Annotated in this window: 10 protein-coding genes; 3 read left to right on the forward strand and 7 right to left on the reverse strand. The window is 64.7% G+C overall.

The window, feature by feature from the left end; genetic code table 11:
• Nucleotides 1–17 precede the first annotated feature (17 nt).
• Both Q9293_RS03605 and Q9293_RS03610 read left to right on the forward strand, forming a co-directional pair.
• Nucleotides 18–1,793 carry an NADH-dependent [FeFe] hydrogenase, group A6 gene (locus Q9293_RS03605; protein WP_306250118.1) on the forward strand — a complete coding sequence of 592 codons (1,776 nt, stop codon included), beginning with the start codon at nucleotides 18–20 and terminating at the stop codon, nucleotides 1,791–1,793.
• A 71-nt stretch (nucleotides 1,794–1,864) separates the two neighbouring features.
• Nucleotides 1,865–2,299: an AtaL-like protein gene (locus Q9293_RS03610; protein WP_306250120.1), complete on the forward strand. Its 435-nt coding sequence runs from the start codon at nucleotides 1,865–1,867 to the stop codon at nucleotides 2,297–2,299.
• Nucleotides 2,300–2,303: 4 nt separating this feature from the next.
• On the opposite strand, the gene Q9293_RS03615 is transcribed toward Q9293_RS03610, so the two are convergent.
• A complete protein-coding gene (locus Q9293_RS03615) occupies nucleotides 2,304–3,398 on the reverse strand; it encodes a S1C family serine protease (RefSeq protein WP_306250121.1) in 1,095 nt (364 codons plus the stop codon).
• 180 nt (nucleotides 3,399–3,578) lie between these two features.
• Here Q9293_RS03615 and Q9293_RS03620 point away from each other — a divergent pair, with 180 nt between their 5' ends.
• Nucleotides 3,579–4,040, forward strand: coding sequence for an Hsp20/alpha crystallin family protein (locus tag Q9293_RS03620; RefSeq protein WP_306250123.1), 462 nt, complete (start codon nucleotides 3,579–3,581; stop codon nucleotides 4,038–4,040).
• 56 nt (nucleotides 4,041–4,096) lie between these two features.
• On the opposite strand, the gene Q9293_RS03625 is transcribed toward Q9293_RS03620, so the two are convergent.
• The 6 genes from Q9293_RS03625 to Q9293_RS03650 form a co-directional block, all read right to left on the reverse strand.
• Nucleotides 4,097–5,296, reverse strand: a complete 1,200-nt coding sequence (locus Q9293_RS03625; protein WP_306250125.1) for a VCBS repeat-containing protein — start codon at nucleotides 5,294–5,296, stop codon at nucleotides 4,097–4,099.
• A 108-nt stretch (nucleotides 5,297–5,404) separates the two neighbouring features.
• Nucleotides 5,405–6,841: a 1-acyl-sn-glycerol-3-phosphate acyltransferase gene (locus tag Q9293_RS03630; RefSeq protein WP_306250127.1), complete on the reverse strand. Its 1,437-nt coding sequence runs from the start codon at nucleotides 6,839–6,841 to the stop codon at nucleotides 5,405–5,407.
• A 148-nt stretch (nucleotides 6,842–6,989) separates the two neighbouring features.
• Nucleotides 6,990–8,081 (reverse strand): sialidase family protein, encoded by a 1,092-nt coding sequence (locus Q9293_RS03635; protein WP_306250130.1) that lies wholly within the window; start codon nucleotides 8,079–8,081, stop codon nucleotides 6,990–6,992.
• A gap of 8 nt (nucleotides 8,082–8,089) precedes the next feature.
• Nucleotides 8,090–8,212 (reverse strand): hypothetical protein, encoded by a 123-nt coding sequence (locus tag Q9293_RS03640; RefSeq protein WP_306250132.1) that lies wholly within the window; start codon nucleotides 8,210–8,212, stop codon nucleotides 8,090–8,092.
• Between the two features lie 344 nt (nucleotides 8,213–8,556).
• Nucleotides 8,557–9,858, reverse strand: a complete 1,302-nt coding sequence (locus tag Q9293_RS03645; RefSeq protein ID WP_306250134.1) for an ABC transporter permease — start codon at nucleotides 9,856–9,858, stop codon at nucleotides 8,557–8,559.
• A complete protein-coding gene (locus Q9293_RS03650; RefSeq protein WP_306250136.1) occupies nucleotides 9,855–11,081 on the reverse strand; it encodes an efflux RND transporter periplasmic adaptor subunit in 1,227 nt (408 codons plus the stop codon). Before Q9293_RS03650 ends, Q9293_RS03645 begins: the two co-directional genes overlap by 4 nt.
• Nucleotides 11,082–11,262 lie beyond the last annotated feature (181 nt).

Below are 11,262 nucleotides of genomic sequence, written 5' to 3' on the forward strand. Positions count from 1 at the left end.
CGGGTCAGGGGGTTTCGATGATCAAGCTCACGATCGACCAATGCGAGGTGGTGGTGCCCGAGGGCACCTCGGTGCTCAACGCGGCCCGCCAGGCGGGCATCCGCATCCCCTCGCTGTGCTACCTCGAAGGGGTGCACGTGGTGGGCGGATGCCGGGTCTGCCTGGTGGAGGTGGAGGGGGCCAAGGCCCTGCAGGCCTCCTGCTCCATGCCTGTGGCGGAGGGCCTCAAGATCCGCACGGCCACGCCCAAGGTGCGGGCCGCCCGCCGAACAGTGATGGAGTTGCTGCTGTCGGACCACGAAGGCGACTGCCAAACCTGCGTGCGCTCCCATGACTGCGAATTCCTGGCCGAAGCTCGGGATCTCGACATCCGCGAGCTGCATTTCACCGGCGCCAAGCACCACCGCATCATTGATCAGAGCACGCCGGCCCTGGATCGCGATTCCGCCAAGTGCATCATGTGCCGTCGCTGCATCACCGTGTGCAGTGACATCCAGGCCACGGGCGCCCTCTGGGCCCAGGACCGCGGTTTTGAATGCGTGGCGGCCCCGGCTTTCGGCCAGATGCTGGATCGCGTGGCCTGCGTGCAGTGCGGGCAGTGCGCGGCGGTGTGCCCCACAGCGGCCATCACGGAGAAGGATCACATCGAGCGGGTGTGGGCCGCCCTCAGCGATCCCACCAAGCGCGTGATCGTGCAGACGGCCCCCGCCATTCGTGCGGGGCTGGGCGAATGCTTCGGCATGTCCGCGGGCAGCCTGGTCACCGGCAAGATGTCCGCGGCCTTGCATCGCCTGGGTTTCGATGCGGTCTTCGATACCAACTTCACGGCGGACCTCACCATCCTGGAGGAAGGCACGGAGCTGCTCATGCGCCTGAAGACGGCGCTGGTGGATCATGCACCTGTGGCGTTGCCGCAGTTCACCAGCTGCTGCCCAGGCTGGATCAAGTTCGCGGAGCACTACCATGAGGATCTGCTGCCGAACCTGTCCACGGCCAAGTCACCGCAGCAGATGTTCGGCGCCCTGGCCAAGACCTACTACGCCGAATCCATCGGCTGCCGACCCGAGGACCTCTACGTGGTGTCGGTGATGCCCTGCACCGCCAAGAAGTTCGAGGCGCAGCGGCCCGAGATGAATGCCAGCGGCTTCCAGGATGTGGATGCGGTGCTCACCACCCGGGAGCTGGGGCGCATGATCACCCAGTCGGGCCTGGATTTCGCGGCCCTTCCCGATGAGCCCATGGATCAGCCCATGGGCATGAGCTCTGGCGCAGCGGACATCTTCGCCAACACCGGGGGCGTCATGGAGGCGGCGCTGCGCACGGTGTGGTGCCTGGTCACCGGTCAGCCCTTCCCCTTCGAGCAGCTGCACGTGGCTCCCATCGAAGGCCTGGAAGGCGTCAAGGAGATCGCCATCACCATTCCGAGTGCGGTGCCCGAGTGGAGCTTCCTGACAGGCCAGACGCTGAACGTGGCCGTGGCCCACGGCCTGGCCAATGCCGAGAAACTCATTGAGCAGGTGCAGTCCGGCCAGAAGGCCTACCACTTCATCGAGGTGATGTCCTGTCCCGGTGGCTGCATCGGCGGCGGCGGTCAGCCCCGCTTCACCACCAATGAGGTGCGCCGGGAGCGCATGAAGGCCATCTTCGCCGAAGACGAGGGCAAGCAGGTGCGCATGTCTCATGAGAACCCGTCCATCGCGGCTCTGTATGAGGGCTTCCTGGGCGCTCCTCTGGGCGAGACATCGCACCGCCTGCTGCACACCCACTACCACGCGAGGGGCATGCATCACTGAAGCGGTTTCAGCGAGCCACTATGGCGCGGGCGGGAGAATGGCCGTAGCTTGGTCCACTCCCAGGACCGCCCATGCCCAGTCACCGCGTCAGCACGCCCGTGTTCGCCTCGGCGGAATCGGTCTGGGCGGTGCTCCTGGACAAGATGGAGCACCCCCAGCGTTACATCGAGGATGCCCTCGACGTGGACATCCTCGAGCGGGAGCCCGAGGGGCTGGTTCGGCAGCTGGTGCTTCCGGGCGGGGTGACGTTCCGGGAGAGGGTGGTGTCCCACCCCGCCACGCGGACCATGACCTTTACCCTGCTGGACCATCCGCTGTATGACGGCTGGGTGCTCAACCGCCTGCAGAAGGATGCCGAGGGCCGGACCGAGCTGGTCTTTGAGCTGGAGTGGACCCTGCGCCCAGGCTGCGTGGAAGTGAGGGATCCCGGTGAGGTGCTGGACCTCATCCGCAGCTCGGTGCTGCACACCAAGCGCATCGCCGAAGCCTTGGAAAACGGCTCTTGAAGACCTAGTCCCTCGCCGCCTGAAGCTTGAGCTGAACCTTCAGCCGACGTCCCTCTCGCTCCACATCCAGGGCCACGCTGCTGCCCAACGGCTGGGCTTCCACCACATCCAGCAGGCTGTCCCAGTCTTCGACCGTCTTGCCGTTCACGGCCTGGATGAGGTCGCCGGGCAGGACGCGCCGCCCTTCGGTACCCACGCCTTGCAGGCCCGCCCGATCCGCGGCGCCGCCGCGCTGCACCTTGCCCACCATGATGCCCTTCTGGGCGCCGAAGGCCCGCTCCACCAGGCGGGGCGCCACGGGCTCGAAGCCGAGGTCCGGACGCTCCAGGCGGCCCCGGGCGATGAGCTGGGGCACCACGCGGTTCACCGTGTCCGCGGGCACCGCGAAGCCGATGCCGGCGCTGGCGCCGCTGGGGCTTTGGATGGCGGTGTTCACGCCGATGAGACGGCCCGCACTGTCCAACAGTGGGCCGCCGCTGTTGCCGGGGTTGATGGCGGCATCGGTCTGGATGACGCCACTGATGCGGCGGCGGGTGACGCTCTGGATCTCGCGGCCCAGGGCCGACACCACGCCGGTGGTGAGGGTCTGATCGAGGCCGAAGGGGTTGCCGATGGCCAGCACGGCCTGGCCCACCTGCAGATCCGCGCTGGTGCCCAGGGGAATGGGGTGGAGGTTGGTGGGAGTCTTCGCCAGTTGCAGGACGGCCAGATCCTTGTCCGGCGCACCGCCCACGTAGGCGGCTTCGTGGCGGCTGCCGTCGGACAGGGTGATGTAGGCGCGTACGGCCCCCTGGATGACATGAAAATTCGTCACCACGTGGCCTTCGGTATCCCAGATGAAGCCCGAGCCTGAGCCCGCGGGCACCTCGACCACCTCCATCCCGAAGAAGTCGCGGCTGCGCTCCTCGGTGGTGGTGATGTAGACCACGCTGGGGGAGGCCTCCTTGAAGCGGCGGATGGAGACCTGTTCCCATTCGGGCAGGGGGCCCCGGGGCTCCACGGCGCGCGGTTTGGCGGGGTTGGGGGTCAGGGCATGGCCGCACCAACCCGCGAGGATGCCCATGGCAATGAGTCCAGCCACCAGGATGTTCCGACGCATAAGACCTCCGAACGGAGCCAATCTACCTGCCCCACGGTGGGTGTCAAGGCCTGCAAAACATGGAGTTAACAAGATTTTTTCGATCCTACTTGACATGTGACTTCATCGCGCTAAGATTTTATTCGGAAACGACATCATGGGCTCGCCCCGGTCGTTCTCCCTCATCTCATGGAGGACCTCATGACCATCCTTCGCACCCGCACTCCCCAGGCGGTCCCCGCCACGGCCGCCTCCCTGGAGCCCTTCCGCCTCATGCGCGACTTCCTGCGCTGGGATCCGCTCCTGGACTACAACACTCCCGGCGCCCCCACCGCCTTCATGCCCAGCTTCGACGTGAAGGAAAGCCCTGATGCCTACCAGTTCCGGGCCGATCTGCCGGGCATTCTGGAGGCGGACCTGGAAATCAGCCTCGAAGGCAACCGCCTGACGGTGGCTGGCAAGCGCGAGGAGGAAGCCCTCAAGGATGGCGAGCGCATCCACTTGGCCGAGCGCAGCCATGGCCGCTTCAGCCGCACCTTCACCCTGCCCGAAGACGTGGAAGGGGAGAAGGTGGTGGCGGAACTTCGCAACGGCGTGCTGACGCTGATGGTGCCCAAGCGCCCCGAAGTGCGGCCGCGCAAGATCAACGTCAGTCTTGGCTGAGGTCGGACCGCAGCTTTTCTGCACCAAAGAGCCCCGGATCCCGGGGCTCTTTGGTGTCAGTTGTAGAAGAAGTTGGGCGGACCGAAGGTGCCGGGCGCCGTGGCACTGTTCAGTCGCACCACGATGCCGCCGTCCGCCAGCACCAGATCGGGACGGCCATCGCCATCCATGTCGGCAATGGCCACGCCCATGGGGCCCCAGGCGCCGCGGTAGTTCACGGCGGCGGCCAGGCTGCCCGGCGTGGCGGGATCCTGGAGAAAGACGGAGACGGCCCCGGGGGAACCAGACAGCCCTTCCGCCGCCAGGGCCACATCCAGCTTGCCGTCGCCGTTCAGATCGCCCACGGCCAGGGCAGTGGCGCGGTACTCGGTGGTGTAGTGCACGGGCGCGGCGAATACTCCGGGCGCCGTCTGGCTCAGCACGCTCAGGCCCTGGGTGCCGGGGTTGGCATCCGCCCCCCAGTTGGCGGTGAGGAGATCCAGCTTGCTGGTGCCGTGCAGATCGGCGGCCTTGATGGCCACGGGGTGGACGCCCGTGGGGTAGTCCACGGCACTCTGGGCCACGAAGGTGGGGGCGAAGCTGAGCTGCCGCAGCACGGACACGGAGTTGGCGGCTGTGGCCACGGCGATGTCCATATGGCCGTCCCCATCCAGATCCGCCACGGTCACGGCCTGAGGATCGCCGCCCACGGGCAGGGAAAGCGGGGCGCTGAAGCTGCCGGTCGCGTTCTGCGTGAAGACCAGCACTGTGTTGGCGCCGCTGGCCGCCACCACGATGTCAGCGCGGCCATCGCCATCCAGATCGCCCACCGCCACATCCAACGGCGTGCGACCCGGTGTGGCCAGCACGGTGGCGGGCAGGAAGGCGCCGGGTTGCGCCGGGTCGGCCAGGCGCACCGAGATGCTCTGGTCATCGGCGTTGGCCACCACCAGATCGGGTCGCCCGTCGCCGTTCACATCCGCCACCACCAGGTTGGCGGGGCCGCGGCCCACACCGAACCGCGTGGGCAGCACGAAGCTGCCTGCGGTGTCCTGGAGCCGGGTGGACACATAGCCCTGGGCATTCTTGCCGTCGATGTCAGTGGACACGAGGCCGAGGATGTCGGCCCGCCCGTTGCCGTCAATGTCGGCCACGGCCATGGCATTCACCACTTCGCCGTAGGAAGGGCCATGGGATGTGCTGGAGCTGGAGCAGCCGAGCAGGGCCAGCAAGCCGAGCGTGCCAAGAATGGAACGGGGGAGCAGGCGGGGATTCATGGGAACTCCTTGAACCGGAATCTAAGGGTGTGGATTTGAACGATGGGTCGCAAGGCTGCAGGTGTTGGACCGGGGTTTGCCGCGTACGGTTGAACCGGGGATGTGATTTTAGATGCCGGGCCTATCGGTGTGTCGTCTCTGGCTTGGATCGGGGGCCTTGGGCCGTGGCAGCCGCAGGCTCCCCAGCAGATGCTCCACGCTGTGGGCGTAGTAGTCCAGCAGCGGTGTCTTGTGAGGCGGAAGGAGCAGCTGGCCTTCCTGGGCAACGAGGATACGGCGCAACAAAAGCACGCGCAGGCCCACCTCGAAGGTGCGCTGGAAGGAACCCCGGGGCAGGTAGAGAGGCAGGTTCCGCTCCTGTGCCGCGGCCAGGACATCCAGCAGGTGGTCGCGCAGCTGGGCGCGGCCTGGCGCCTCAGCGCCCAGGTTACGGAACGCCCAGGCCACGGCGGCCACGGGGGGAATGGGCACCTCGGTGCTCACGGCCCGCAGCAGCGAATCCGCCACTGCTTCCAGCAGGGGACGGCGGGCCTCCCAGTCCAGGGCGCGGAGGTCCACCCCTTCGAGGGCCGCACGGGCATGGATGGGCTGGCCGAAGTTGGCCACGGCATAACCGAAGCGGTGGAAGCGTCCTGTGGCACCCCGCCAGATCAAGCCCAGCAGCCACAACGACGTGCGGCGCAGCAGGGCCAATGGGCTGCGGCGGGGCTTGCCCAGGGCTTCGCGCACCAGGTTGCTGTCCTCCACCACGCGGTCGTAGTTGATGCCCACCGGGATGAATACCAGGTCCTTGGCACCAGCGCGGAGCATGTAATCCAGCAGGCCCAGCTTGGGCCCCTGCAGGCGGCCGTCCCGGCTCAGGCCGCCCTCGATGAAAATGCCCTGGGTGGTGCCCTGGGCCACGGCCCGCTGCACGTAGCGCTCCAGCACCGCATGGTAGAGCGGATCGCGAAAGCGCCGCCGCACGAAGAAGGAGCCGAAGCTGCGGAAGAGGCGCTCCAGGGGCCAGACCCGCGCCCATTCGCCCACGGCGTATGAGATGGACACGCGGCTGGAAAGCAGGAAGGCCACCAGCAGGTAGTCCGCATTGCTGCGGTGGTTCATGACGTAGACCACGGAAGCATCGCGCGGGATGCGGTTCAGGGCCGCCTCCGCGCTGCGGCCGATGCGCACGCGGTAGCAGGTGCGCAGCGCCCAGCCCGCCAGCTGCTTGCCGAAGCCGTAGGTGGTGATGAGGTTGAAATTCGGGATGATCTCGTCGAGGTAGAGACTCACATCCGCCAGCAGGCTCGCCTCGTCCCGTCCTGTTTCCGTGACCATGCTGGCGACGCGGCTGCTCAGATCGGGATCGGCCAGCAGCTCTGCCTTCAGGCGCTGCTTTCGTGTGACGGTTATCGGGTTCAGGCGGAAGCCCAGCTCCCGCCGTGTCCGCAGCGCCTGGCGCCAGATCCAGCGGCGGAAGACACGCCGTCCCACCCTGCGCAGCAGGAGCAAAAGCGTCAGCCCCGCCGCGGCGAGGAGCCACCATCCATGTCGGGACATCATGCAGCGAGTATGGCTGTTTCCATTCTGTTGTGCTTAAAAGAGAAACTTCCACCTTCGTGAGGCAGGAACGGCTGACTTTTGAAGGACGGCAGTGCAGACGCTGTATCCGCGGTTCTGGATCAGCCCAGCGGGCGTCTTTTGGCGGTCCTCAATGGGTTCCATGCATGGAGGGCGTGTTATCGGCGCGCATCCGGAAACGAAACCGTTTCAGTTCCTCTAAGCTTCCGATTTTTGCTGGAAGGCCTTGGGGGGAGTCTGGCCGCAGATCCCCCGTTTCAGGGTCCAGGCGCCAATAAAGAACATCCGGCCATGCTTTCACCGAATTCCGCTGCTCAGGAATGAATGCTTTCTCGGCATCGAACGGGTTCTGTCCCGGCAGAAGTTTATCCGGAGAACTCGGAAACAGTTTCCTTGAATGGAGGACAGCATCCTCGATGCGGGCCGCGATGAGCAGATCTCCATCCCTGGTGGGCTGCAGGCAAAGCAGGCCGACCTCAAGGGTCGCCCCGTCCTTTTTTATCCGTTCTTCATCGATGCTCGAGTAGACCTTCACGGTTCTCTTCAGGGAGCCGTCCTCACGCTTGAAAACAAGCACCCACCCTGTTTGGCGGTTAAAGACGCAAATAAAATCCTTCAACACGACAGGAGGCTCGAAGAAGGTCTGCTGGATCACCATCCATTGACCCGGGATTTCAAAGAAGGGTTTTCCTTCCGGGCTGCGTTTGCCCGTGAATTGGCACAGGGGTACGGAAAGGGGGTATGGCACCAGGGAATCCTGGATCAAGTCTCCTTTGTCGTTCTTCCTGAAAAGGGCCATGTGGCTGCCGGTCTTTCCGTCCGTCAAGCTCTCCAAAGACACATAGGCAAAAAACCGCCCGTTGCCCAATGGCACGAACCCCGTGATATCCCCACCGATTTTGCCAACAGGAGTCCAGCTCTTGCCATCGGTGGAGGAGAAAATGACACAGCTCCGTCCCGAGGCGCCGTTCTCCCGCCGCATGGCGTAATGGGCTCCCTCGGTGAACGCCAGGTAGCGGAACCCATCAGGCAGCTGGTGAGATCGTCCATTCCTGGGAAGGCCAGGGCCTTCGACCTTGATGTTTCGATCCGTGACAGAAACGGTAATCAGTTTTTGGTCATCCCAAAATTGACGGTCGGAAACGGCTTCAGGCCAAATCTGCGCTTGAAGTGAAACACCAAGCAGGCAAATTGAAAACACATGCACAAATTTGATTTGCACAGGCGACCCTAGTCGCAAAAATTGCGCGCGTAGAAGGTGTACCCATCATCCCGCACCACCCGGCAAGAGCCATCGATGCAGTAGACACTGTAGGTGTGGTTGCCACTCGAAACGAGGCAGATGCTGCGCATGGCGTCGACCGGAGTGGTTGAAAAAGCTACCAAGCCGAAGGCAAGGACGGGCATTACCCGAAGCCGCTTCATGGATCCTCCTGGAAGGTTTTGGAGGAAGAATAGTGTTGGTTTATTGGATGTCAATAAACAAATGCACCAGTTTTCTACGATCATGCACCAACTGTTCTATATCGAAATGATTGATAAACGGCACCCTGTTCTGACCCGTTTGCGAATCCCGGCTCCGGGGCATGGAAGAAGGGCGATGCGGTCATCAAAGGACGTCAACCCCGAAGGACATCCCTCTGTTCAGGTCAGGCCAATCCGCATGGGCGAAGGCCAGCACCCTGGCCCCCTTTGTTTCACTCATATCGCAAGGCCTCGATGGGATCCAGCTTGCTGGCTTTGGCGGCGGGGTAGAGGCCGAAGCCCAGGCCCACGATGGCCGGTACAAAGAAGGCCGAGGCCACGGCCCAGAGCGGCACGGTGCTCACCTGTTTCAGCAGCAGCTGGCTGAGGACGCCACCCAGCGAAAGGCCGAGTCCCAGGCCGATGAGGCCGCCCACCAGGCAGAGCAGCATGGCCTCGATGAGGAACTGCGTGAGGATGATGCGACGTCGGGCGCCCAGGGCCTTGCGGATGCCGATCTCGCGGGTGCGTTCGGTGACGCTCACCAGCATGATGTTCATGACGCCGATGCCGCCCACCAGCAGGCTGATGGACACCATGCCCCCGGCCGCCAGCATGAGGCTGCCCGTGAGTTTCTCGATCATCTCCACCTGTTTCTGGTTGGTCTCCAGGTTGAAATTGTCTGGATCATCTCCGTGCAGACCCCGCACGCGGCGGAGGCTGGAACGCAGCACCTCTTCGGCTTCGTTGGGGGAAAGGGTGGGCTCGATCTGCAGGCGGTAGCTGATGTTCTCCAGCATCCAAGGCTGCATGAATTCCTTGAAACTGCCGAAGGGCACGTAGACCTCGTTGTCCGGCCCCCAGCTGGCCTCGTCATCCTGGGGAACGAAGGGCATGTCGCCCTGCTTCTTGAGGATGCCCACCACCTCGGCGGTCTGGCCGTTGAGGGTGAAGGTGCGACCCAGGGCCTGCTCCAGGCCCAGTTCTTCGGCGATGCGCGCCCCGAGCACCACCACCGGGGCCCGCATGCTGCGGTCCGTGGCGGTGAAGGCCCGGCCCAAGGCCAGCTTGAGGTTGGCGAGATCCAGACCCTGTTCGCCGATGGCATGGATCATCACGCGTCGGGTGACGTCACCGGCCTTGGCTGTGTTGCGGCCCCAGATGTACATGTCGGGTGAAGCCAGCTTCACCTGGGGCACCATCTCCTGGAGATCGCGGATGGTTTCACTATCCAGGGGCTGCCGCTTGATCTTCTTGCCCGCCCGCCAGGCCTTGTTGGACATGCCGGGGCTCAGGAAGAAGGTGAGGCTGCCTTCCTGGTTCACGTCGGCCATGATGCGGGCTTCGAGGCTCTTGGTGAGGTTCACCACGGTGATCACCGAGGCCACGCCGATGATGATGCCCAGGGTGGTGAGCACCGAGCGCATGCGATGGGACCAGATGCTCTGCAGGGCCGCGCGGAGTTGCTCTGGGGCCCGGGAGACCCAAGCCCTCCCCGGGGCGGCCCTCCCTGGGGCCTTCGCCGGAACGCTCACTTGGTGGCCTCCGCCTTGGCCAGCTTCACCTTCTTGCCAGTGGCCAGGGTGGCGAGGCCCTTGGTGGGGCCGGTGATGACCTGCTCGCCTTCTTTGACGCCCTCCAGCACCTGGGCCTGGCGCCGGGTGGAGGCGCCCAGCTTGAGGGTGCGTTCCTCCACCACGCCATCCTTGACCACGAAGATGGTCGTTCGTGTTCGGGCCACGAGGCCCAGGCCCCCGCTCCGTTCCTCGCGCTCCAGCACCGACTGGAGTGGTACCGCCACGGTCTGTTTGATCTCATTGGCGAGGATGGCCACCCGGGCGCTCATGCCAGGGCGAAGACGGTCGAGGTCGGCCTGGCTGCCTTCGAGCTGCACGCGTACCTTGTAGTTCTGCGCCTCCTGGGAGTTGGACATGCCGCTGCTCTGGGAGCGGTCCACGCTGTTGGCCACGTTGAAGACCTTGGCCTGGAACACGAGGCCGGGCAGGGCGTCCACCTGCACTTCGGCAGGCTGGCCGGCGCGCAGCTTGGAGACCTCCAACTCACCCACTTTGGCCTCGGCCAGCATCTCGCCCATGTCCGAGATCACCATGAGGGTGGCGCCCGCCAGGTTGGTCTGGCCCGCGATGGCCATCTCGCCCTTTTCAGCCTTCAGGCCGGTCACTCGGCCCGTCATCGGAGCGCGCAGCACGGTCTTGTCCAGGGCATCCTTGGAAAGCGCCACCTGGGCCTGGGCCTGCTGCACCGCCACCTTGGCCCGCTGAAGGGCGATGTCGGCGCTGTCGCGGGCCAGCTTGGAATCCTGGAACTGATCCACCGAAATGAGGCTCTGCTTGAACAGGGCCTCCTGCCGCTGGAAGGTCGCCTCCTGCTTCTTGAAGGTGGCCTCGGCCGTGTCCTGGTCCTGCCGCGCCATGCGCAGGCTCAGGTCGGCGCGGTTGAGATCCTGGATGAAACGCTCCTGGTCGAGGGTCACCAGGAGGTCGCCAGCCCTCACGGTCTGACCATCCTTCACATGGATCTGCTTGATCTCGCCCGTCACGGTGGTGCCCACGTTCACTTTGGACAGGGCCTGGATTTCACCGTTGGCCGTGACGCTTTCCCTCACATCCTGACGGCGGATGGTCTCCACGGTGAAGGGCACATCGGCTTCCGAGGAAGTGGCGATGGCCTTCCATCCGATCAGTCCTCCTACCAGGAGAAGGGCGCTGCCAGCGTACATCCAGGGCTTGAGCTTCATGGCGTTTCCCAAAGGCAGGGCTCGGCAGATGGGATTCTGCAGGGCGGGGGTGCCTCCATTCTGCTTGGGAAAGAACGCCTGTTCAAAATATCTGAACGGGGCTGATGCTGAGCCTTCACTCACTCGTAGCGGAGCGCCTCGATGGGACGGGGCCCCATCCGTGAGGCGAGGCCGAACGGGA

The organism is Geothrix sp. PMB-07 (genome assembly GCF_030758935.1).
In the GTDB taxonomy this organism is placed as follows: domain Bacteria; phylum Acidobacteriota; class Holophagae; order Holophagales; family Holophagaceae; genus Geothrix.